Origin of the sequence: Azospirillum sp. (genome assembly GCF_035628975.1) — a bacterium.
Classification (GTDB): Bacteria; Pseudomonadota; Alphaproteobacteria; order Azospirillales; family Azospirillaceae; genus Azospirillum.
Genome location: NZ_DASPIS010000028.1, coordinates 20012 through 42790, shown reverse-complemented (window position 1 = coordinate 42790; position 22779 = coordinate 20012). Strand labels below are relative to the sequence as shown.

The 22779-nt window shown below is 67.0% G+C and carries 23 protein-coding genes and 2 tRNA genes; 15 read left to right on the top strand and 10 right to left on the bottom strand.

Features of this window, described 5'->3' with window-relative positions:
* The first annotated feature begins 56 nt into the window (after positions 1–56).
* Positions 57–209, top strand: coding sequence for a hypothetical protein (locus VD964_RS05775; protein WP_324866486.1), 153 nt, complete (start codon positions 57–59; stop codon positions 207–209).
* Positions 210–351: 142 nt separating this feature from the next.
* On the opposite strand, the gene VD964_RS05770 is transcribed toward VD964_RS05775, so the two are convergent.
* Positions 352–738 (bottom strand): hypothetical protein, encoded by a 387-nt coding sequence (locus VD964_RS05770; RefSeq protein WP_324866484.1) that lies wholly within the window; start codon positions 736–738, stop codon positions 352–354.
* Positions 739–960: 222 nt separating this feature from the next.
* On the opposite strand from VD964_RS05770, the gene purU reads away from it, so the two are divergent.
* Positions 961–1827, top strand: coding sequence for a formyltetrahydrofolate deformylase (gene purU / locus VD964_RS05765; protein ID WP_324866482.1), 867 nt, complete (start codon positions 961–963; stop codon positions 1825–1827).
* 55 nt (positions 1828–1882) lie between these two features.
* Here purU and VD964_RS05760 read toward each other — a convergent pair whose 3' ends face one another.
* On the bottom strand, positions 1883–2686 hold the full coding sequence (locus tag VD964_RS05760) for a response regulator (RefSeq protein WP_324866480.1): 804 nt from the start codon (positions 2684–2686) through the stop codon (positions 1883–1885).
* Positions 2687–3507: 821 nt separating this feature from the next.
* Here VD964_RS05760 and VD964_RS05755 point away from each other — a divergent pair.
* Together VD964_RS05755 and VD964_RS05750 are read left to right on the top strand one after the other, a co-directional pair.
* Positions 3508–4011 (top strand): hypothetical protein, encoded by a 504-nt coding sequence (locus VD964_RS05755; RefSeq protein WP_108548066.1) that lies wholly within the window; start codon positions 3508–3510, stop codon positions 4009–4011.
* Positions 4012–4429: 418 nt separating this feature from the next.
* The gene (locus tag VD964_RS05750) at positions 4430–6064 is read left to right on the top strand and encodes an AMP-binding protein (protein ID WP_324866476.1); all 1635 of its coding nucleotides are present in this window, start codon (positions 4430–4432) and stop codon (positions 6062–6064) included.
* 7 nt (positions 6065–6071) lie between these two features.
* On the opposite strand, the gene VD964_RS05745 is transcribed toward VD964_RS05750, so the two are convergent.
* Together VD964_RS05745 and VD964_RS05740 are read right to left on the bottom strand one after the other, a co-directional pair.
* Positions 6072–6938, bottom strand: a complete 867-nt coding sequence (locus VD964_RS05745) for a ChbG/HpnK family deacetylase (RefSeq protein ID WP_324866475.1) — start codon at positions 6936–6938, stop codon at positions 6072–6074.
* Positions 6939–7013: 75 nt separating this feature from the next.
* A complete protein-coding gene (locus tag VD964_RS05740) occupies positions 7014–7964 on the bottom strand; it encodes a DMT family transporter (protein ID WP_324866473.1) in 951 nt (316 codons plus the stop codon).
* Between the two features lie 403 nt (positions 7965–8367).
* Between VD964_RS05740 and VD964_RS05735 the strand changes: the two genes are divergently transcribed.
* From VD964_RS05735 to VD964_RS05705, 7 genes are all read left to right on the top strand, one after another.
* Positions 8368–9966, top strand: coding sequence for an ABC transporter substrate-binding protein (locus VD964_RS05735; RefSeq protein ID WP_324866471.1), 1599 nt, complete (start codon positions 8368–8370; stop codon positions 9964–9966).
* Positions 9967–10180: 214 nt separating this feature from the next.
* Positions 10181–11191 (top strand): ABC transporter permease subunit, encoded by a 1011-nt coding sequence (locus tag VD964_RS05730; RefSeq protein WP_324866469.1) that lies wholly within the window; start codon positions 10181–10183, stop codon positions 11189–11191.
* 9 nt (positions 11192–11200) lie between these two features.
* A complete protein-coding gene (locus VD964_RS05725) occupies positions 11201–12124 on the top strand; it encodes an ABC transporter permease subunit (RefSeq protein WP_324866467.1) in 924 nt (307 codons plus the stop codon).
* A 4-nt stretch (positions 12125–12128) separates the two neighbouring features.
* Positions 12129–13118, top strand: coding sequence for an ABC transporter ATP-binding protein (locus VD964_RS05720; protein ID WP_324866465.1), 990 nt, complete (start codon positions 12129–12131; stop codon positions 13116–13118).
* A complete protein-coding gene (locus VD964_RS05715; protein ID WP_324866462.1) occupies positions 13118–14146 on the top strand; it encodes a peptide ABC transporter ATP-binding protein in 1029 nt (342 codons plus the stop codon). The genes VD964_RS05720 and VD964_RS05715 overlap by 1 nt, the downstream gene beginning before the upstream one ends.
* A 107-nt stretch (positions 14147–14253) precedes the next feature.
* The gene (locus tag VD964_RS05710) at positions 14254–14742 is read left to right on the top strand and encodes a YajQ family cyclic di-GMP-binding protein (RefSeq protein ID WP_324866460.1); all 489 of its coding nucleotides are present in this window, start codon (positions 14254–14256) and stop codon (positions 14740–14742) included.
* Positions 14743–14939: 197 nt separating this feature from the next.
* A complete protein-coding gene (locus VD964_RS05705; RefSeq protein ID WP_324866458.1) occupies positions 14940–15347 on the top strand; it encodes a hypothetical protein in 408 nt (135 codons plus the stop codon).
* 11 nt (positions 15348–15358) lie between these two features.
* Here VD964_RS05705 and VD964_RS05700 read toward each other — a convergent pair whose 3' ends face one another.
* Genes VD964_RS05700 through VD964_RS05690 form a run of 3 tightly spaced genes read right to left on the bottom strand, consistent with a single transcriptional unit; the run spans position 15359 to position 17278 of the window.
* Complete coding sequence (locus VD964_RS05700) at positions 15359–16246, bottom strand: S49 family peptidase (protein WP_324866456.1); 888 nt, start codon at positions 16244–16246, stop codon at positions 15359–15361.
* Between the two features lie 55 nt (positions 16247–16301).
* Positions 16302–17075: a tRNA1(Val) (adenine(37)-N6)-methyltransferase gene (locus tag VD964_RS05695; RefSeq protein ID WP_324866454.1), complete on the bottom strand. Its 774-nt coding sequence runs from the start codon at positions 17073–17075 to the stop codon at positions 16302–16304.
* Complete coding sequence (locus VD964_RS05690) at positions 17072–17278, bottom strand: DUF2007 domain-containing protein (protein ID WP_324866452.1); 207 nt, start codon at positions 17276–17278, stop codon at positions 17072–17074. The genes VD964_RS05695 and VD964_RS05690 overlap by 4 nt, the downstream gene beginning before the upstream one ends.
* A 117-nt stretch (positions 17279–17395) precedes the next feature.
* Between VD964_RS05690 and VD964_RS05685 the strand changes: the two genes are divergently transcribed.
* From VD964_RS05685 to VD964_RS05675, 3 genes are all read left to right on the top strand, one after another.
* Positions 17396–18412, top strand: coding sequence for a polyprenyl synthetase family protein (locus VD964_RS05685; RefSeq protein ID WP_149224601.1), 1017 nt, complete (start codon positions 17396–17398; stop codon positions 18410–18412).
* 130 nt (positions 18413–18542) lie between these two features.
* A tRNA-Pro gene (locus VD964_RS05680) sits at positions 18543–18619 on the top strand.
* A gap of 202 nt (positions 18620–18821) precedes the next feature.
* Positions 18822–18898: transfer RNA gene (locus VD964_RS05675), tRNA-Pro, on the top strand.
* Between the two features lie 68 nt (positions 18899–18966).
* Here VD964_RS05675 and VD964_RS05670 read toward each other — a convergent pair.
* Complete coding sequence (locus VD964_RS05670; protein WP_324866449.1) at positions 18967–19767, bottom strand: metallophosphoesterase family protein; 801 nt, start codon at positions 19765–19767, stop codon at positions 18967–18969.
* Between the two features lie 277 nt (positions 19768–20044).
* Between VD964_RS05670 and VD964_RS05665 the strand changes: the two genes are divergently transcribed.
* Positions 20045–21307 (top strand): ABC transporter substrate-binding protein, encoded by a 1263-nt coding sequence (locus VD964_RS05665; protein WP_324866447.1) that lies wholly within the window; start codon positions 20045–20047, stop codon positions 21305–21307.
* 176 nt (positions 21308–21483) lie between these two features.
* Here the strand turns inward: VD964_RS05665 and VD964_RS05660 are convergent, their stop codons facing one another.
* Both VD964_RS05660 and VD964_RS05655 read right to left on the bottom strand, forming a co-directional pair.
* The gene (locus VD964_RS05660; RefSeq protein ID WP_324866445.1) at positions 21484–22128 is read right to left on the bottom strand and encodes a trimeric intracellular cation channel family protein; all 645 of its coding nucleotides are present in this window, start codon (positions 22126–22128) and stop codon (positions 21484–21486) included.
* Between the two features lie 76 nt (positions 22129–22204).
* On the bottom strand, positions 22205–22765 hold the full coding sequence (locus VD964_RS05655) for a hypothetical protein (RefSeq protein WP_324866442.1): 561 nt from the start codon (positions 22763–22765) through the stop codon (positions 22205–22207).
* Positions 22766–22779 lie beyond the last annotated feature (14 nt).

Genomic DNA, 22779 nt, shown 5'->3' with positions numbered 1-22779 from the left:
AAAAAGCGCTAAAATTTTAGCGATCAGCTCGGGAGGTGTCGATGTTGAGGAAAGCCTTGTTCAACATCATCCGGCAAGAGCAGCGCGAAGTCGAGGGTGAGCTCGAACGCGAGAAACAGCAGCCGAGGCCTGATGCCGGCCGGATCGTCGGCCTTCGGCAGGAAGCAACCAGCCTGCGACGTGAGTTGGAACACTTCCGCGACGTCTGACCCCCGGTACCCGGCCGCTATCCCGGCCACCGGGCGTCGCTATGGAGGTTGCCACTGAATTCGACGTGGCCGATTTCGAAATCGATCGGTCGCTCCCCTTCTCCGCAGGTCCGCGGAGGAGGGGTTTTTGTTTCCGGGGTATTCACCCCAGCTTCGCGTAGCCGCGTTCGATCACCCGCTCGGCCGCTTCGTAGACCGCCAGCATTTCCTCGTAAGCCGTGCGCAGGCGGGCGAGTTCGGCGACGGCGGACTGTTCCGGATGGCGGGCTTCCGACATGTGCAGGCCGGCGCGGATATAGTCGGCGCGCAGTTCGGCGACCCGCACCGCCATCCGCAGGAAGGAGTCCCGGTTCAGGTTCGGCAACTCGCGCCCGATGACCTCGCAGTTGGCCTCCAGGATGGCGGCATCCATGTTTTCCAGGAAGCGGCGGATGCGCTGGCTTCGGCTGCTGTCGGCGGCATCGGCCGTCAGCAGCTTGTCGACCTTGCCCTTGCTGTATTCGCCGATGATCTTGCCGCCGGATGCCATGGGGTGACTCCGCCCTGTTTCTGCCGACCGTTGCGCACTGTGCCGATTGTCGCACCGCCGGGCGGCGGGCGCCAGAGCGGCGTGGGCCGGCCGGATATCCGGGGCAATCCCGCTTGACGGTGCAGCCATGTGCGGGATCGCTCATGAAGCGGGTGCAACATCGCGGCGTTCGTGCTAGGGAAGCCTCCCCCTTTTCATGCTGTACGTCATGGTGGACGCGCGATGTCTGAGACCGGCTCCGACTATATCCTCACCGTTTCCTGCCCCGACACCGTCGGCATCGTCTTCGCGGTGTCCGGCTTCCTGGCGGAGCGGAGCTGCAACATCATCGACAGCGCGCAGTTCGGCGACCGCATCTCCGGCCTGTTCTTCATGCGCGTCAGCTTCAACGGCAACCCGGCCGGCCCGACGAAGGAGCAGTTGGAGGCCGAGTTCGCCGCCCAGGTGGCGGAACGCTTCGGTATGACCTGGAAGATCCACGACGCGCGGCGCCGCCCGCGCGTGCTGATCATGGTGTCGAAGTTCGGCCACTGCCTGAACGACCTGCTGTACCGCTACCGCACCGGCTACCTGCCGATCGAAATCCCGGCCATCGTCTCCAACCACCGGGACTTCTACCAGCTGGCGGCCTGGCACAACATCCCGTTCCACCACCTGCCGGTCGGCCCCGACAACAAGGTGCAGCAGGAATCCCGCCTGCTGGAGATCGTGGAGGAGGAGAAGGTCGACCTCGTCGTGCTCGCCCGTTACATGCAGGTGCTGTCGGGTGCGCTGTGCGAGCGGATGGCCGGCCGGGTCATCAACATCCACCACAGCTTCCTGCCCAGCTTCAAGGGCGCCAAGCCCTACCATCAGGCGCATGCCCGCGGCGTGAAGCTGATCGGCGCCACCGCGCACTACGTCACGTCGAACCTCGACGAAGGCCCGATCATCGAGCAGGAGGCCGAGCGTGTCGACCATACGATGACGCCCGACGACCTGGTGGCCATCGGGCGCGACATCGAGAACATCGTGCTGGCCCGCGCCGTCCGCTACCACGTGGAGCACCGGGTGCTGCTGAACGGCAACAAGACCGTCGTTTTCCGCTAAGCCACTTCCGCCAGCCTGCTTCCGCCAGGCCACCCGCGTCATGCGGCGCCGCCCCTCAGTGGGGCTGCGCCGTCGCGTGAGCGTCCTCCGGCTGCGGCATGAACACCGCACGGGTGATCGCCTGTTCGATCTGGTCGCGGGTGAAGGGCTTCGGAATCACCGGCCCCAGATGCTCCAGCCCGTGCTTGGCCAGATCGTCGGGGAAGGCCGTGACGAAGATCACCGGCAGGAAGCGGCGGGCCCGCAGTTCGCGCGCCACCTCCAGCCCGTTGTCGCCGTCGGCCAGCCGGATGTCCATCAGCGCCAGCGTCGGCCGGTGCTCCGCCGCCAGCGACAGCGCCTCGTCCATCGTCGCCGCGTTGCCGCAGACGATGTGGCCCATGCCGCGCACCGTCTCCGCCAGGTCGTAGGCGATGATGGCGTCATCCTCCACGATCAGGATGGTGGCGGTCAGGCGGGTGCGAACGCGCTCGCGGGCGTGGGTCAGCCGTTCCAGCGCGTCTTCCGGAGGAAGCTCCAGGACGGCGGCGGCGTCACCGACCGGCAGATCCTCCAGATTGACCAGCAGGTAAAGCCGCCGATCGGTCTCGTCCAGCGTCATCAGCGCGGATTCGACCGGATGGTAGGGAGCGACCGCGGGCGGCGCGCCTTCTTCATCCTGAAGCTTGTTCAGATGGCGGTAGAGCGCGCCGCGCGACAGACCTTCGCCACGGCCGGTCTCATCCTCGTCCGCCTCCAGGTACCATTCCAGGGTGCGGGTCACCAAGGCGTCCCCCCGCCCGTTCGTCCCGGTCAGCGCGCGGGCATAGCGGCGCAGGTAGGGCAAATGCTGCATGAAGTGACCGGTGTACTGCTCCATCTCTCTCCCCGTGCCTTTCTGCGGCGCGTGTTCCTGACGTCCTACCCGTTGTCCGCCCCCCGGTTTCCCGGTTGCGGCCGCTCCTTACCCGGTTTGCGTGTCCGACGGCGATTGCGGCGGGCGATGCCGCTGAAGGCTCCAATGCCATCGCCGCTGCTTCGAAGCACAGACTGACGCATCACGGCCTGCAACGGTCAAATTCATATGGCGCAGTCCACGGCCTAACGGGAGTGAACCCGAAAGATTTATTCGAGATACCGTTAAGGGATTACTCTCTATGCATAGTATGAAAACCGGCGGGGCATGTTCCGACGGAGTGGAAAGGCGGCCTATGACCACTCCCGTATAGGGGGTGGCGGAGTAGGGGCCTTAACCGTTCTGAAAGACTTACCGGGCTACTCTGACATTGCCCTCATGCGATGTGCCTTTTGAGGGCGAGGCGAGTGTTCCCGATCCTCGAAAGCGCCGGCCCTCCCCCAGGCCGGCGCTTTTTTCTTTGCAACCGGTGCGCGGGCGCAAATCCGACCGGGATGTGAGGGAACCAACCGGCGGTGGTCGTGTTTGAACGGGCAATGGTGTGATTCCTCCCTGAACCGCCAGTCCTTTTCGCCGCCGGGCGCCGCCGCAGCATGCGGACTGGTGCCGGCGGCGAGTTTTTGTGCCCGGCCGGTGAATCCACCGTTTCCGCGCGTCAATAGGGGGCTTTCGCAACCCGATGCTTGCAACGCGTTTAATCCAACGTTAAGGACATCGCTTCACCGTTGAAGCGTGCATCGGGTCCGGGTTTGTGCATGGAAGACCAAGAGTTGGATCGGTCCCTGATGGATGGCATTCCGCCGGATGAACTGGCCGACTTCGGCCGGTGGCGGGATCGCGTGCGCGGGACCAACATCTCCGAGAAGACCCTGCTCGCGACCGATTATCTCAATCACTTCAACGAAATCGTGATGCTGATCGAGATGATCCCGGACATGCCGGACATGCTGGAGGAATGCCGCATCTGGCAGCCGAAGAGCTATGCCGAGCATTTCCGCGACAGCGGCTTTTCCGACAAGGAACTGGCGATCGAGGCCTACGGCCATGTGCCGTCCAAGTTCCGCCGTCCCTTCGAGGACACCATCGCCCAGGCCCATCAGGTGATCGCCCACACGCTGGAGCGGATCGGAACCGATATCGACAGCGGCGATCCCGACAAGCTCCGGATGGACTGCCAGACCTCCGTTGCGATGATCCACCGCATCATTCAGGTGGCGAACGGAATCATCCACGGCACCGCCCATGTCATGGAACAGGGCGAGATCGATCTTTATCTGCAGAACGGATGAGTTTTTCTGCCAAAACCCATACTTTCGTTACGAAACGTGCGTCTTACCAACGGAAAACGGGTGTTTTCGATCACTTGTCCCGGCATGAATGGCGATTGATGGTGCACCCACCATTCGTTCGTTGCATGGCTCGCATCCGCTCCCTGGCACTATAGTCGGATCATAAATGACAAGACGGAGGCGTGTTGATGCGTCCTCTGCGGGGGGAAATGGAGCATTGCCCATGAAGGGATGCGCTTTCGCGCCGGCCGACGGCATGGCCGTGTCTGAACCGCGCGTGTGGCGGGGCAACCCGCCCACCGATTACGCCGGCCCCGCTCTTCCCGTCGTCCAACGGGTGGAGGCATCCCAGCGCATGGCACCGGAGCGTGCGGCCCCAGAGCGTGCGGCACCCGAGCGCCCAGGACGTTCCGGGTGCATGGCACCCTCGGGCCATCTCGACAGCTTCACCCGCGACCGGCTGCCGGCCCCGTCCCAGCGCCCCGACCTGATTCTCGGACGGCCCGAACTCCAGTATCCCGAACGCCTTAACGCCGCCTCCGCCCTGATCGACGGTTGGCGCGAGCGCGGCTGGGACGACCGCCCCTGCCTGATCGGCGGCGACGGGGAGGTGTGGAGCTACGGCCGGATGCGCGACACCGTCGACCGCATCGCCCGCGTCCTGACGGAGGATTACGGGCTGGTCACCGGCAACCGTGTGCTGCTGCGCGGACCCAACACGCCGATGCTCGCCGCCTGCTGGCTGGCGGTGATCAAGGCCGGCGGAGTGCTGGTGCCGACGATGCCGCTGCTGCGCGCGCCCGAACTGGCCGACGTGCTGAAGCGCGCGGCGATCGACATGGCGCTGTGCGACACCCATTTCCTCGACGATCTGGAAGAGGCGGCGCTGCCGTCGCTGCGCATCGTCGGCTTCCGCGACGGCGAGCTGGAGCACCGCATCGCCACCAAGCCGGCAGGGTTCGTTGCCGCCGACACCGCCAACGACGATGTGGCACTGATCGCCTTCACCTCGGGCACCACCGGCACGCCCAAGGCGGCGGCCCATCTGCACCGCCATCTGCTGGCGATCACCGACCTGTCGCCGCGCTCGGTGCTGGGGACGGGACCGGACGACGTGTTCTGCGGCTCGCCGACTCTGGCCTTCGCCTATGGGCTGGGCGGGCTGCTGCTGTTCCCGCTGCGCATCGGCGCCTCCGTCATCCTGCTGGAGCGCGGAACCGCGGACCGGCTGCTGGAGGCGGCGACCCGCCACAAGGCGACTATGATGTTCACGGTGCCCACCGTCTACCGCGGCATGATCGGCCGGATGGCTGCCGATCCTGGGCTGGCGAAGGGGCTGGCGTCCCTGCGGCTCTGCGTTTCGGCCGGAGAGCCGCTGCCGCAGCAGACCTTCGAGGGCTGGCGCGATGCGACGGGGCTGGAGATCCTCGACAGCCTGGGCACCACCGAACTGCTGAACGCCGTGCTGCATGCCGTCCCGGGCGATGTCCGGCCGGGCTCCACCGGCAAGCCGGTGCCGGGCTATGAGGCGATGGTGGTCGACGAACAGTTCCGCCGGCTGCCGCCGGGACAGGTCGGCCGGCTGGCCGTGCGCGGTGCGACGGGCTGCCTCTATCTCGATGATCCTCGGCAGGAAAGCTATGTCCAGCAGGGCTGGAACCTGACCGGCGACGCCTTCCACGTCGATGAGGACGGCTTCTTCTGGTATCACGCCCGCACCGACGACCTGATCGTTTCGGCCGGCTACAAGATCTCCGGCCTGGAGGTCGAGAACATCCTGCTGAGCCACGAGGCGGTGCAGGAATGCGCGGTGATCGCCGCCCCCGATCCCGTGCGCGGCACCATCCCCAAGGCCTTCGTCGTGCTGCGCGACGGGGTGTATCCCGATGAGCGTCTGGCCGAGGAACTGCAGAGTTTCGTCAAGGACCATATCGCGCCCTACAAGTACCCGCGCGCGGTGGAGTTCCTCGACGCGCTGCCGCGGACGGAGACCGGGAAAGTCCAGCGCTTCAAGCTGCGCCGCCGCGCCTGGCAGCCGGACGAAGAGGAGTAGCCAGGGCCTATCCGGCGGTCAGGCCGGCGAAGCGGCTCAGGCGGATGTTGCGCCGTTCCAGCAGGGCGGCGAACTCCGGCCCGCGGAGATAGTCGTATTCGGTGCGCCGCGGCTCGACCAGGCTGTCGACACGGCGCAACGCCTCGTCGGGCAGGCCGGGGTGGACCATCACCAGGGTGCGGTCACCCATGCCCTCGAGAAAGCGCGGCATCAGTTCGGCGAAGGGTCGGCTGCCGGCGAAGTCGTAGACACCGGCGAAGCGGTCGTTGGCCGGAATGCCGCGTGCCTGCGCCATGCGCTTCAGCCCGCCGCCGAGCCCGCCGATCAGCAGCGTCTTCGGCACCGCGACACGGCGACGCAGGACCGCCGCGACCGGTTCCCCGCACAGGCGGACATACGCGCCGGGCAATGCTGCCAGCGCCTCCGTCACCGCGTCGCGCACGCCGGGCAGCTGGTGGACATGCTGGTGGCCGTCGATGTAGTCGGGGGCGGCGCCCCAGGCGTCGGTGAAGGCGGCGATCTGGCGTGACAGTTCGTCACGGATCTCGGCCCGCGCGGCCGGCGTGTTCAGCTTTCCGCGATAGGCCCAGCCCATCAGCCGCCCAAGCGGCGGCAGCCGTCCATCCGGCGCCAGCGTCGGCATCGGCCCAAGCGGCGGCTGGTCGGTCAGGGTGAAATGCAGCCCGACATCGGCCTTGTCCTTCAGCTCGCGCAGAGCCGCGGCATCGGTCCGCCAATGCGGACAGAGGCTCATGACCGACGTGGCGGTGAGCCGGCCGCGGGCGATCAGGTCGCGGATGGCGGTATTCACGCCGGGGGCAAGCCCATAATCGTCGGCACAGAGCAGGAGCGGGGTCGGGGCGTTCTGGGGCATGGCCGGATCGGGACGGGAACGGTCGGGTCCGGCCAAGATGGGCGGGCCGGCGATGCCGATCAAGCGACTTGCCGATCAAGCGGCTTCGGACGCGGCCTGCGCTCGCGGTTTGCGGGCGGGCAGGGTGGCCAGCATCACCCCGGGCAGGACCAGCAGCACGCCCATCAGGTGAAAGCCCTGCAGCGGCTCCGCCAGCAGGAACCAGGAGGCCAGCGCCGCCCACAGCGGCGAGACATACAGCGCGGTGGAGGCACGGGCTGCGCCCATCATCGCGATGGTCTTCTGATAGGCCAGCAGCGCCAGGACCGAGGCGAACAACGCCACCGCCACGATCGACAGGATGGTGGAGGCCGAGAAGGGAACCGGCCGCACCGCCACCGTTTCCCACGCATAGAAGGGCGCCAGCACCAGCACGCCGGCCAGCGCGTTGGCGGCGAAGGCGGTGACCACCGGCAGCGGTGTGCCCGATTGCCGCAGCAGGATGGTGTAGACCGACCAGGACACAGCCCCCGTCAGCACCAGAAGGTCGCCGACATTGAAGGACAGGTGGCGCAGCGCCTCCGGATCGCCGCGGGTCAGGATCACCAGAACTCCGGCCATCGCCAGCAGGATGCCCAGGATCTGCCGCGGCCGGATCGCATCGCCCAGCCAGAGGGCGGCCAGCGCCAGGATCATCGCCGGGCTGGTGGCGTAGATCAGGCTGGCGTTGGTGGCGCTGGTCCGCTCCAGCCCGTAATAGACGATGGCGCCGGAAATTCCCTGTCCCAGCACGCCCAGCAGCAGATAGCGGCGCCACTGCTCCTTCAACTGCTGCCGGTGGGCGAGCAGGCCGGACAGGGCGAAGGGCAGCACGATCAGGAAGGCGATCAGCCAGCGCCAGAAGGCCAGTCCGATCGGCGGCACCACATGGGCCGCCGCCCGGCCGACCACCGGGTTGGACGCCAGCAGCGCCGATCCGACGATATAAAGGCCGTAGGCGGCCAGCGGGCCGGAGCGCAGGGAAGACGGCAGGCTCGGAAGCGGCATCGACCGGTCGGTGTCCGAAAAGGGGGTTTCATGGATGGTGCAACCCAGCCTAGCATGGCGGCCGGCGCCACCCTTCACGGCGGGTGTGCATGGCAGCCGTCCGGATCCCGTCGGCAGCGGGAAGAACCGCGGCCACTCACCCGGATAGCCTGATTCGCAGGGTGAGGGACCTGTCGATTCGGTCAACCGGATGGTTGGCTTTGCAACTGTTTCGTTTCGGTGGTCGGAAATGTGTCCATACGGACGTATCGGCGCCTCAAAATATGCTCTGCGCCACGGTATAGCCACGTATGCATGTTGACGTTGACAGGCGCCTTGGGCACGCGCCAAATGGCGACGCTATTTCCAACGGCGTTCTGGCAAATTTTCCGTACGCTTTAACCGGAATCGGGAGGCAAGACGAATGAAGCGCATCCTGCTGGGTGCCGGGCTTGGTATGGCCGCGGCGCTGGCGCTGTCGGCGCCGGCCCAGGCGGCGAAGACCCTTGTTTACTGCTCCGAGGGTAGCCCCGAAAACTTCAACCCCATGTTGAACACGACCGGCACCAGCTTCGACGTGGCCCTCCCGGTCTACAACAACCTGGTCCAGTTCGAGCACGGCGGCACCAAGGTCATTCCCGGCCTGGCCGAATCCTGGACCATCTCCGACGATGGCCTGGTCTATACCTTCAAGCTGCGCGCCGGTGCCAAGTGGCACAGCGTCGGCGATTTCAAGCCGACGCGCGACGCCAACGCCGACGACGTGATCTTCTCGTTCGAGCGCCAGTGGAAGCCGGACCATCCCTTCCACAAGGTGTCGGGTGGCGCCTACGACTACTTCAACGACATGGCGATGCCCAAGCTGTTGAAGTCGATCGAGAAGGTTGACGACCTGACGGTCAAGTTCACGCTGAACGCGGTCGAGGCGCCGTTCCTGGCCAACCTCGCCATGCCGTTCGCGCCGATCATGTCGGCCGAATATGCGGCGATGCTTCAGAAGAAGGGCACGCCGGAGAAGCTGGACCAGGTTCCGGTCGGCACCGGGCCGTTCCAGTTCGTCGCCTACCAGAAGGACGCCGTGATCCGCTACAAGGCGTTCGAGCAGTTCTGGGGCGGCAAGCAGCCGCTGGACAACCTCGTCTTCGCGATCACGCCCGATGCGGCGGTTCGTCTGGCCAAGCTGAAGGCCAACGAATGCCAGGTCATGCCGTACCCGAACCCGGCCGACATCGACGCGATGAAGAAGGACGGCTCTATCGTCGTTCAGGAGCAGGAAGGCCTGAACGTCGGTTACGTCTCCTTCAACGTGACGAAGAAGCCGTTCGACGACGTCCGCGTCCGCCGCGCCGTCAGCATGGCGATGGACAAGAAGGCGATGGTCGCCGCGGTCTACCAGGCCGCCGGCGTCCCGGCCAAGAACCCGATTCCGCCGACCATGTGGTCGTACAACGACTCGATCGAGGACTATCCGTACGACGTCGAGCGGGCGAAGAAGCTGCTGGCCGATGCCGGCTATCCGAACGGCTTCGAGACCGACCTGTGGGCGATGCCGGTGCAGCGCCCGTACAACCCCAACGCCAAGCGCATCGCCGAGATGATGCAGGCCGACCTCGCCAAGGTCGGCATCAAGGCGAAGATCGTGCAGTACGAATGGGGTGAGTACCGCAAGCGCATGCAGCAGGGCGAGCACCAGTTGGGCATGCTCGGCTGGACCGGCGACAACGGCGACCCCGACAACTTCCTCTACACCCTGCTGGGTTGCGAGGCGGCGCGTCCGGGCGGCAACAACCTGTCGAAGTGGTGCAACAAGGAGTTCGACGACCTCGTCGTCCAGGCCAAGCGCACCACCGACATCGCTGCGCGCACCAAGCTGTACGAACAGTCTCAGGTCATCTTCAAGGAAGAGGCCCCCTGGTACACCATCGCCCACTCGGTGGTTTACATGGGCCTCGCCAAGAACGTCGTCGGCTACAAGATGGATCCGTTCGGCATCCATCGCTTCGAAGGCGTCGACCTGAAGTGATGCGGACCGCACGTCCGGCAAAACGGGCGTGCGGAAAGGAGTGAGGGGGGCGTGGTTGCCGCGCCTCCCGACTTTTTGAGACGAGTTGCATTCCCGGCTCCGCGTAAGCGGGGTCGGGCCAGGGTGGGGCAAGTGCCCCTGACGGAACGGGGCGTTGTCGAGGCAGCGCTCCGTTCCAGTTTTCACCATAGTTTTAAAAAAAGAGTACCCGTCGATGCTTCGCTTCATCCTGACGCGGGTGAGCTTGGTGATTCCGACCTTTCTCGGCATCACCTTTCTGACCTTCATCCTGATCCGGCTGGTTCCCGGCGACCCCATCGAGGTGCGCGTCGGCGAGCGGGGCATCGCGCCCGAACGGCTGGCCGCCCTGCGCCATGAACTGGGTCTGGACCGGCCGCTCTGGCAGCAGTTCCTCGATTATGTCGGCAACGTGCTGTCCGGTGATTTCGGCCTGTCGCTGGTCACCCACAATTCGGTGCTGAGCGAGTTCATCGCCCTGTTCCCGGCCACCCTGGAACTGGCGATGTGCGCGATGCTGTTCGCGACGCTGGTCGGGCTGCCCGCCGGGATCCTGGCGGCGGTGAAACGCGGCTCGCTGTTCGACCACGGCGTGATGGGCATCAGCCTGACCGGCTATTCGATGCCGATCTTCTGGTGGGGCCTACTGCTGATCCTGTTCTTCTCGGTCGGGCTGGGCTGGACTCCGGTGTCGGGGCGCCTGGACCTGATCCATTACGTGGAGCCGGTCACCGGCTTCATGCTGATCGACACGCTGATGGCCGGAGAGTACGAGGCGTTTCGTTCCGCCCTCGGCCATCTGGTGCTGCCGACCATCGTGCTGGGCACCGTGCCGCTGGCCGTGGTGGCGCGCATGACGCGCTCGGCCATGCTGGAGGTGCTGGGCGAGGATTACATCCGCACCGCCCGCGCCAAGGGCCTGGCCGACGGCCGGGTCATCGGCATGCATGCGCTGCGCAATGCGCTGATCCCGGTGGTGACCGTCATCGGCCTGCAGGTCGGCACGCTGCTGGGCGGCGCCATCCTGACCGAGACCATCTTCTCCTGGCCGGGCGTCGGCAAATGGCTGATCGAATCGATCAACCGCCGCGACTATCCGGCCCTGCAGGGCGGTGTCCTGCTGATCGCCACCTCGGTGATCCTGGTCAACCTGCTGGTGGACGTGCTCTACGGCGTCCTCAACCCCCGCATCCGTCACGCGCGGTGAGGCCAATCCATGTCCGCTGAATTCTCGACCAACGCAGATCCCGCCACCCCGGAAACGGTCGCCGTCTCGCGTCCGCCGCATCCGCTGACCGAGTTCTGGTATCACTTCCGGCAGAACAAGGGCGCGCTGGCCGGCCTTGTGGTGATCCTGATGATCGCCACCATCGCCGTGCTGGCCGGCGTGATCGCCCCCCACGACCCCGACATCCAGTACCGCGACGCCATCCTGACGCCGCCGGTCTGGCAGGAGGGCGGAAGCTGGAGCTACATCCTGGGCACCGACGACATCGGCCGCGACATGCTGTCGCGCCTGATGTACGGCGCCCGGCTGTCGATGATGATCGGCCTGATCGTCGTCACCCTGTCGCTGGCCGTCGGTCTGGGTCTGGGCCTGATCGCCGGCTTCTTCGGCGGGATGGCCGACGTGCTGATCATGCGCGCCATGGACATCCTGCTGGCGCTGCCCTCGCTGCTGCTGGCCGTGGTGGTGGCCGCCATCCTCGGGCCGGGGCTGGTGAACGCCATGCTGGCGGTGTCGGTGGTGGTGATCCCGCACTATGCCCGCCTGACCCGCGCCGCCGTGCTGGCGGAGGTGAACAAGGACTATGTCGTCGCCTCGCGCGTCGCCGGGGCCGGGCCGATGCGCCTGATGCTGATCGTGGTGCTGCCGAACTGTTTGGCGCCGCTGATCGTGCAGGCGACGCTGGGCTTCTCCACCGCCATCCTGGACGCCGCCGCCCTTGGCTTCCTCGGCCTCGGCGCGCAGCCGCCGACGCCGGAATGGGGCACCATGCTGGCGTCCTCGCTGCAGTTCCTCCAGCGCGCCCCCTGGGTCGTGACCTGGCCCGGCATCGCCATCCTGGTGACCGTGCTGGCCTTCAATCTGTTGGGCGACGGTCTTCGCGACGCGCTCGACCCCAAGCTGAAGCGTTGACCTCATGCCTCTTCTCGACATCAAGAACCTGTCGGTCGAGTTCACCACCCGCGCCGGCACCTTCCGCGCGGTGGATGGCATCGACCTGACCGTGGACGAGGGCGAGGTCGTCGGCATCGTCGGCGAATCCGGCTCCGGCAAGTCCGTGACCTCGCTTGCCGTGATGGGGCTTCTCGGCTCCAACGGCCGCGTCGTCGCCGACCGGATGATGTTCGCCGGCAAGGACCTGCTGACCATGTCCGCCGCCCAGCGCCGGAAGATGACCGGCAAGGACGTGGCCATGGTCTTCCAGGAGCCGATGACCAGCCTGAACCCCTGCTTCACCGTCGGCTTCCAGATCATGGAGACGCTGCGGGTGCATGAAGGGCTTTCCGGCAAGGCGCTGCGCAACCGCGCCATCACCCTGCTGGAGCAGGTCGGCATCCCCGCGCCGGAAACCCGCCTGTCCGCCTTCCCGCACCAGCTGTCGGGCGGCATGAACCAGCGCGTGATGATCGCCATCGCCATCGCCTGCAACCCGCGCCTGCTGGTGGCGGACGAGCCGACGACTGCGCTGGACGTCACCATCCAGAAGCAGATCCTCGATTTGCTGGTCCAGCTGCAGCGCGAGCGCGGCATGGCGCTGATCCTGATCACCCACGACATGGGCGTGGTGGCGGAGACGGCCCAGCGCGTCGTCGTGATGTATGCCGGCCAGGTGGCGGAGACGCGCCCCGTCCATTCGCTGTTCGAGCGGCCGCGCCATCCCTACACCGGCGCCCTGCTGGACGCCCTGCCGGAACGGGCGCTGGGCAAGCGCCGGCTGCCGACCATTCCCGGCATGGTGCCGGGCATCGCCGACCGGCCGGCCGGCTGCCTGTTCAGCCCGCGCTGCCGCTTTGCCGATGCCCGCTGCCGTGCCGAGCGCCCGGCCCTGTTCGACGTGGACGACGGGCGCGCGCGCTGTTTCTACCCGCTGCCGGACGGCCATCTCGCCGCCGGGGAGGCGCTGTGATGAGCACCGAAACCGAGACCCCGTTCACCGGGGCCCCCATCATCGAGGCTGCGGCCGACCGGTCGGTCGTGCTGGAGGCCCGCGACCTGCGCAAGCACTATGCCGTCAAGCGCGGCGCCTTCAAGCCGATGGCGACGGTGAAGGCGCTGGACGGCGTGTCCTTCCGCCTGCAGGCCGGCAAGACGCTGGCCGTGGTCGGCGAATCGGGCTGCGGCAAGTCGACGCTCGCCCGGTCCGTCACCATGATCGAGCCGCCGACCTCGGGCGAACTGCACTATGACGGCCGCGACGTGGTCGGGCGCAGCGCGGCGGAGATGAAGGAACTGCGCCGCACGGTGCAGATGGTCTTCCAGAATCCCTACGGCTCGCTGAACCCGCGCAAGACGGTGGGATCCATCCTGACCGAGCCGCTGGTGATCAACACCGCCATGGACAAGCACGAGCGGCGCGACCGCGCGGTGGCCATGATGGGGAAGGTCGGCCTGCGGCCCGATCAGGTCGACCGCTATCCGCACATGTTCTCCGGCGGTCAGCGCCAGCGCATCGCCATCGCCCGCGCGCTGATGCTGAACCCGCGCGTCGTCGTGGCGGACGAACCGGTGTCGGCGCTCGACGTGTCGATCCAGGCGCAGGTGCTGAACCTGATGATGGATCTGCAGGAAGAGCTGAACCTCGCCTACCTGTTCATCTCCCACGATCTCAGCGTGGTGCGGCACATCGCCGATTCGCTGATGGTGATGTATCTGGGCAAGCCGGTGGAGCATGGCGCCAAGGACGTGGTCTTCACCCGGCCGCGCCATCCCTACACCCGCATCCTGCTGGCGGCGACGCCGCGGGTGAACCCGGACCTGAGGGTCGAGCGGGTGGTGCCGAAGGGCGAACTGCCGTCGCCGCTGAACCCGCCGCCGGGCTGCGCGTTCCACAAGCGCTGCCCCTTCGCCACCGACCGCTGCGCCGCGGAGGTTCCGCCGCTGCGCCCGGTGGATGAGCGGCTGGTCGCCTGCCATTACGCCGAAGAGATGAACTGAGAAGGGCAGGGTGCCTGTCGGGGAAGGCGGCTGTTGAGTGCGGCGGCCGTCTTCTTTACGGTGCGCCCGATTCGTTCATCGATAGTCCTATCAGGGAGAGCGCCGCCATGCCGTCCTTCGACATCGTGTCCAAGACGGACGTCCACGAGATCGACAACGCCCTCGCCGGCGTCCGCCGCGAGATCGAGACCCGGTTCGACTTCAAGGGCTCGAAATACACGGTCGAGCGGACCGAGAACGACATCGTTCTGCTGGCCGACGACGCCACCAAGCTGGAACAGATGCAGGAACTGCTGCGCGTCTATGTGACCCGCCGCAAGCTCGATGCCGCGGCGCTGGATTTCTCCGCCAAGCCGGAACGGGCGGCGGGCGACGCGTTGCGCCACACCGTGACGATCAAGCAGGGAATCGCGCAGGATTTGGCGAAGACCATCGTCAAAGGGATCAAGGACAGCAAGATGAAGGTCCAGGTCTCGATCCAGGGCGACGAACTGCGGGTGACGGGCAAGAAGCGCGACGACCTGCAGGACGCCATCGCCGTGGTCAAGCGGATGGGCATCGAGCAGCCGCTGCAGTACCAGAATTTTCGCGATTGATGGGCCGCGACCGAGACATCCCGCCGGCCCGGCAAGCCTTGCCGGGCGCTGGGTAACTTCTGCCGGGCCGCTGGGAAATTTTTGCCGGTCAAATCGTCGCAGGGGCGGCCCTGACCCTTGCGATCCGCCGGTTGTGTTGATGGCGTGATTTTTGCGTGTACCCCTGCGGTTCGCCACTAACCGCAGGGGATCGTCCCATGTCGATGATGGCCAACAGCGAGGCCACGCAAGCCATGCGCATCCGGGCGGAAGACGTCCTGGAGCGCAAAGGGACGGGTGCGTCCAGGCAGGCGGGTGCGCTGGCCGGCCAGTTCGCGGCGATGCTGGAGACCCTGAACGGGGTTGGGGAGGGCGGAATCTCCGCCGCCGACGGCGCCGGGGTGGTGCCGAACGCCCAGCCTGCGGTGCGGCTTGGTGTCGGTGCGGTCACCCTGTTCGCCCAGGATGTGGGGCAGGCCGATTCCGCCATGGACGCCGCTGCGGCGGTGCCCGATCCCCAGGACCCGGCGACCGCCATGCAGGTGGTGGAAAGCGCCATCCAGGCCGGCGACGGCACCAACTTCCGCTGGCTGACCACCCTGCTGACCCAGAACTCCGCGGCTTGATCTAAGACCGCCTAAAGCCCCAGCCTCGCCCAGGCCGCCCAGTCGTCCAACGACGTGCGGGCGGCGGCCACCAGGGCATCGGCGAAGGCTTCCGGCGCTCCCGCTTCCGGCAGGGGCGCGCTTCCTCCCGTCCGCAGGCCGAGCCGCCGCAGCATTCCGCGCTCCTGCTGCACCACGCGCAGCCGCACCTTCTCGCCGAAGCGGCCGCGCATGACCGAGCGCAGGTCGCCCAGCCCGTCGATCAGCCCCAGCGCCAGCGCCTTGCGCCCCGCCCAGAAGGCGCCGGAGAACAGGTCCTCCTCCGGGCCGGTCAGGCGGGCGCCGCGCCGGGCGCGCACCATCGCCTTGAACGCCTCGTGGATGTCGGCCTGCAGGGCCTTCAGATGGGCGACGCCGTCCTCGCGTTCCGGCGAGAAGGGGTCGAGCAGCACCTTCTTGTCGCCGGCGGTATAGAGGCGCCGTTCGATGCCGTGGCGTTCGATCAGTTCATGCAGGCCGAAGCCCGACGACACCACGCCGATCGACCCGACGATAGAGCTTTCATCGGCCCAGATCTCGTCCGCCGCGCAGGCGAGCCAATAGCCGCCCGATGCCGCCGCATCCTCGCAGAAGGCGAAGACCGGCACCTTCTTCTCCTCCGCCAGATCGCGGATCCGCTTGGCGATCAGCGCGGACTGAACCGGCGACCCGCCCGGCGAGTTGATGATCAGCGCCACCGCCTTCTGGTCCTTGGGCGCGAAGGCGCGTTCCAGCAGCGGGGCGACGCCGGCCAGCGACAGGCCGGAGCGGAACGGACCGCCCTGGCCGATGACGCCGGACAGGCGGACGACGGACACCAGCGGCCCGGCCTTGCGCCAGGGGCCGAAGGGGAGTTTGGCGAGGAGGGATTGCAGGCTCATGCCCGCAGAGATGGGATTGAAGTCTCCCGTTTGAAAGGCTCCGTCCGCGCTAAAATCACGGGATCGGCAGCGCTTCCGCATCGCGCAACACCCGCTCCGCCGCCGGGCTGTAGCCGCCTTCGGCATTGTGCACGGCCAGCCCGGCGGTCAGCCGAGCCGGCGCCCTGCCGCCCTTGCGGGCGATCAGCAGGAGCCGCTTGGCTTCCACCCCCGGCTTCGGCCACAGCGGCACCAGGACGAGGCTGCCGAACCGGCCGCGCAACGCTTGCAGGATGTCGTCGATGCGGTCGGCGCGATGAACCATCGTCAGCGTGCCGCGCGGCTTCAGCATGCGGTCGGCGAAGCGCACCCAGTCGGCCAGCCCTGCCGCACCTTCCATATTCGCCGCGGCCTTCCAGTCGTCGGGCGGGCGGCTGGCTGCGCCGGCCTTCAGATAGGGCGGGTTCATCATCACCCGGTCGAATCCGCCGGCAGGCAAGGTGCCGGGCGGAGCCAGAAGGTCGCCTTGCACCACCTCCACCCGGTCGGCGACCCCGCTCAGGACCGCGTTGCGGCGGGCGAAGGCGCATGCGTCGGCCCGCTGCTCCAGCCCGGCGACGGCGACGCCCGGCACCCGGACGGCGAGGCACAGTGCCGCAGCCCCGGTGCCGGTGCCGACGTCGAGCACCCGCTCGCCATTGGTCGCGGCGGTGATGGCGGCGAGGAAGACCGGGTCGATGGCGGCACGGTAGCCGCCGTCGGGCTGGAGCAGCCGCACCCGCCCATTCAGCAGGAAATCCGGCTGTGCTGACAGGGATGCTTTCGAATGCGGAACGATATCGTCACTCACGCTTCGCCGGCCTCGCGCAGGACGCGGATAGCCTGGTCGGCATCGTCGGCATCGACCATCAGCCGTCGTGGGATGGCGCCGATGGAGCCTTCCAGGATGCTGGTGTGGGTGTCCAGCACGATCGCCTCGATCCCGGCGTCGGCCAGCAGGGCGACCAGCCAGGACAGGCGGACGGGGTCGGTGATGCGCAACAGCTCGATCATCGTGTCTCGGAAGAATGGGCGTCTCGAAAGAACGGTCCCCTGCGGACTTGACCGAAGAGGCTAGGCCGTTATGCTCCCTAGCGCAAATTCTGGCGTCAATCACCCGTGGAGTCGACCTTGGCGGTCGTTACCAACTTCGAGCCGAAACGGCGCAAGTCTACCCCGCTCGACGACCTGACCGCTTTGGTGGCCGAGGACCTCAGCGCCGTCAACCAGATCATCCTCGACCGGATGCAGTCGCAGGTCGAGATGATCCCCCAGTTGGCCGGCTACCTGATCGCGGCCGGCGGCAAGCGCTTGCGCCCGGTGCTGACGCTGGCCGCCGCCAACATGTGCGGGTATCAGGGCGAGCATCACCGGCTGCTGGCCGCGGTGGTGGAGTTCATCCACAGCGCGACCCTGCTGCACGACGACGTCGTCGATGAAAGCGACCTGCGCCGCGGCATGGCCTCGGCCAACGCGGTGTTCGGCAACAAGGCCAGCGTGCTGGTCGGCGACTTCCTGTTCTCCCGCGCCTTCGAGATGATGGTGGAGGTGCAGTCGCTCGACGTGCTGCGCATCCTGTCGGGCGCCTCGGCCATCATCGCCGAGGGCGAGGTGCTGCAGCTGCGCACCACCAACGACACGGAAACCAGCGAGCAGGCCTATCTGGAGGTCATCAAGGGCAAGACGGCCGAGCTGTTCGCCGCCGCCTGCCGCGTCGGCGCCGTCGTCGCCAACCGCCCGCAGGCGGAGGAGATGGCGCTCTACGACTACGGCATGAATCTGGGCATCGCCTTCCAGCTGGTGGACGACGTGCTGGATTACTCGGCCTTGCAGGCGAAGCTGGGCAAGACCGTCGGCGACGATTTCCGCGAAGGCAAGATCACCCTGCCGGTCGTGCTGGCCTTCCGCCGCGGCAACGACGAGGAACGCACCTTCTGGCGCCGGGTGATGGAGGATCTCGACCAGAAGGACGGCGACCTGGAGCATGCGCAGGCGCTGATGGCCCGTCACAACGCGCTGAAGGACACGGTGGAGCGGGCGCGCCATTACGGCTCCATCGCCCGTGACAGCCTGGGGCTGTTCGCCGAGGGGCCGATCAAGCAGGCCCTGCTGGAAGTCATTGATTTCGTGATCGATCGCGATTTCTGAGATGGGTTAATGGGGTGGGTCGGCAGGCCGGATCTTTTTGCCGATGACGCATTTTTTGCGTTGCGCGCCGGGGCCGGACCGTTTATACACCCCCTCCACCGGCGGACGACACGCCCGCCGGTGACATGATCGGAGAGTAGCTCAGCCTGGTAGAGCACTGCTTTCGGGAGGCAGGGGCCGGAGGTTCGAATCCTCTCTCTCCGACCAACAGAAAAGGGCTTCCGGAGAAATCCGGGAGCCCTTTTCCTTTTCGCGGCCTTCGATCCCGGTCGCAAGTGCGCCTGACTTCATGTGTTTCGGGAATGGCAAAGATGCAGCATCCAGCCTGTGACTTTGCATTGCGCGGCGGCACGGAACCGTTTATACACCCCCTCCACCGGCGGACGACAAGGCCCGCCGGTGACATGATCGGAGAGTAGCTCAGCCTGGTAGAGCACTGCTTTCGGGAGGCAGGGGCCGGAGGTTCGAATCCTCTCTCTCCGACCAACAAGACAAGGGCTTCCGGAGAAATCCGGAGGCCTTTGTCGTTTCCGGGCCGAGATCTCCGGGCCGGATCAGATCGTGCAGAGGAACCGCCGCTCCGTCCCCTCCAGAACCAGGGCGGTCAGCCGGTTCGTGGCATAGGCCCCGGTGTCGATGCCGATGCGGTTGTGCAGCATCTCCGGTTCGGGCGCGATGGTGTGGCCGTGGACGACGATCTTGCCATGGTCGGCGCGCGAGGTCAGGAAGGTCTCGCGGATCCACAGGCGGTCCTTGTCCTCCTGCTGGTCGAGCGGAATGCCGGGGCGGACGCCGGCATGGACGAAATGGTAATCGCCGATGGTCAGGTGGTTGCGCAACCCGGTCAGGAAGGCGCGGTGGTGGGGCGGCAGCAGGCCGTTCAGCATCATCTGCGCCTGCAGCAGATGTTCCGGCGGCGCTTCGGGGTCGGGTGCCGGGATGCCATAGCTTTCCAGCGTCGCGTCGCCGCCATAGGTCAGCCATCCGGGTGCGACGCGCAGGTCGGACAGGAAACCCAGCATCGTGTCCTCGTGGTTGCCGCGCAGGAACACGGCGCCGAAGACCGGCGGCAGACCGCAGGCAAGCCGTTCGATCACCAGCCGCGAATCCGGCCCGCGATCGACATAGTCGCCAAGGAAGACGAGGTATTTCAGCAGGTTCGGCGCCTGATCGGCGTCGCGGGCAATCTGCCCCAGCATCTGGTCGAGCAGGTCGAGCCGGCCATGGATGTCGCCGACCGCATAGACGCGCATGCCGCGCGGCACCGACGCGGGTCCTGCCCGGCCGCCGAAGGGACCGGCCGAGGGGCCGCCCGATAGGGCCTCCGCCCACAGCTTCCGTGCCAAGCTCAACACGTGGTCGTTCTCGAAGTCGTCACATCCCGTTCCGTAACCTTTGGATGGGCCGTGCCTCCTTCAAGTACCTCTTCAAAAGGATAACCCTGTTGCACCGCAATACGTCCTTCTCCCTCCGTCGTTCCTATGGCGAAGGTCGGGTCGCCGGCGGGGTGCGGTCGTTCCGTTGCGCATGGAAGGCCTTCGACGATTCTACTTTGACACGGGGGGGCGTGCCGGTGGAATCTTCGGTCTTCCAAAGTCGCATCGCGTCCAGCCAAAAGGCCCCCGCCGCACCATGACCAACGATCATAAGAACCGTTCCACCGGAGGATTCGCCCTTTCCCGCCGCACGCTCGGCCAGGCGGCTATCGCCGGCGGCGTGCTCGCCGGCTTCGGCCGCGCCCCGGTCTTCGCCCAGGACAAGACGCTGAAGGTCGGTGTCCTGCTGCCGCGCTCCGGCCTGCTGGCCCAGGCGGGCCAGGCCTGCCAGCGCGGCGCGGACATCGCGCCGGCGGTGCTCTCCGACCTCGGCTACAAGGTGGAGGTGATGTCGGCGGATACCGAATCGAATGCCGACGTCGCCCGCTCGCGCACGGAAAAGCTGATCAACGACGGCGCCCATGTGATCGTCGGCGCCTTCGACAGCGGCCAGACCGCCGCCGCCGCCCAGGTGTGCGAGCAGCGTGGCGTGCCGCTGGTGATGAACATCGCCGCCGCAGACAAGCTGACGGAGCAGGGCTACAAGACCGTCTTCCGCAACTTCCCGACCTCCACCATGCTGGTGTCGAACGGGATGTCGCTGATGAAGGATTTGTTCGCCGCGACCGGCACCACGCCAAAGACCGCGGTGTTCCTGCACGCCAACGACACTTTCGGCATGGCGAACAAGGCCGCCATCGACGCGCTGTTCCCCAAGCTGGACATGCCCTTCCAGATCCTGGAATCGATCGCCTACGACCCCAAGGCGCAGGATCTGGCGGTGGAGGTGGCGAAGGCCAAGGGCACCGGGGCGGAACTCGCCATCGTCACCACCCGCGCCAACGACGCCATCATGATGGTGCGCGAGATGGTGAAGCAGCGGTGGGAGCCGAAGGGCATCGTCTCCCCCGGCTCGCCCGGCCTGTACGACGAGCAGTTCTACAAGGTGCTTGGCAAATACGCCGATTACGCCATCACCAACCTGCCCTGGTACGACCCCAAGGCGGCGATGACCAAGCGGGTCGAGGCGGCCTTCAAGAAGCAGTTCCCCAATGACCGGTTCGAGGGCTACGCCTTCAACGTCGCCTTCACCTTCGAGGCGATCCTGGTCGCCGCCGACGCCTTCAAGCGCGCCGGCACCGCCGAATCCTCGGCCCTGCTGACGGCGCTGCGCCAGACCAACCTGTCGGACAAGCTGATGGTCGGCCCGGCGATCACCTTCGACGAGAAGGGCCAGAACACCAGCCTGGTTTCCGCCTGCATCCAGAACCACAAGCTGCGCCCGACCGTGGTCCTGCCGAAGGCCTCGGCCGAAGCCGACCCGGTCTTCCCGATGCCCGGCTGGGCCAAGCGGGCGTGAGCCGACATCGCCTGACTATCCCCTCTCCCCCCCGGGGAGAGGGTTAGGGTGAGGGGGAAGCGCGGCCGGGTTTCAACAAACATCCTGCCGCGCATCCCCCTCACCCTCCCCACTGCTTCGCGGCGGGTCCCCTCCCTCTCCCCGGGGGAGAGAGGGTGATTATAGGGAGAGCGCTTTCAGCTCCCCGGTGCGCGCGGTGCGCTCCAGTTGCGCAGCACGCTCACCACGCGCAGCACGAAGACGGCGAGCGCCCCCACCACCGCCACCGGCACCGGCGGCAGGTCCAGCCGTTGGCCGGCGATCATCACCGCGGCTCCCAGCAGCGAGGCCATGGCGTAGATCTCCTCGCGCAGGACCCGCGGCACCTCGGCCACCAGCAGGTCGCGCGCCGCCCCGCCGCCGCAGGCGGTCATCACGCCCAGCAGGGCGGCCGGCAGCGGGCTGAGCCCAAAGGCCAGCGCCTTGCCGCAGCCGGCGACGGTGAACAGCCCGAGCCCGGCGGCATCCAGCACCATCACGGGCTTGCCCAGCCGGTTGATTGGCTTGTGGAACAGGAAGGCGGTCAGCCCTGCGGCAAGCGCGACCATCAGATAGCGGTCGTCCTGCAGGCTGGCGGGCGGCAGCGCGCCGATCAACAGGTCGCGCACGACGCCGCCGGCGAGAGCGGCGGCCAGCGACAGCACCATCACCCCGAACAGGTCCAACCGCTTGCGCACCGCCAGCGTGCCGCCGCTGAGCCCGAAGACGAACACGCCGACGAAATCCATCACCGTCAGCAGTGTGGAGAGGTCGGTCGGCATCGGAATCGGGATCGGCGGCATGGCGGGGCTCGGACGGGGAAGTGAAATGCCCACCGATTGAGCACAGCCGCCCCCGCGGCGCCAAGCGAAACCTGTGCTACACCGTGTCGGGCGCCGACAGCCGGATGCCCATCCGCCGCGCCTCCAGCATGAAGGCGCGGGTCATCTGCAGCAGGTCGGTCCGCCAGTAAAGCTGGGTCAGCGGTTCGTCCAGGAAATCCTCGGGCAGCATGGCGTAGCAGTAGGTCTCCACCACCCGGACATCCTGCTTCCACGGATCGACGCCGTCGCGCCAGCCGATGGTCCAGCCGGCATGGCCGGCGCCGATGGCCCAGCGTTCGAAATGCGGGGCGATGGTGTTGCTGTCGATCGGGTCCTTCACCGGCACCTGATAGATCGCCACGAAGCGCCAGACATTCAGTTGAAGCCGCATCAGCAGCGAATCGCCGAAGGCGCCGATGCGGTACAGGCAGTCGGGCGAGCCGGGGGCGTGGCTGAAGGTGACCTCCGCCCGCCGCAGCTCGGTCAGCGGCGTGGCGGACGGGGCGTCGGCCAGCGGGGGCGTCTCGTACTCCACGGCGCGCAGATCCTCGACCACGTCATGGGTCAGCATGCGGGAAACGCGGCTCTGCGCCTCGGCGATGGTCAGGCGGGTCAAGGGGCTGGTCCCTT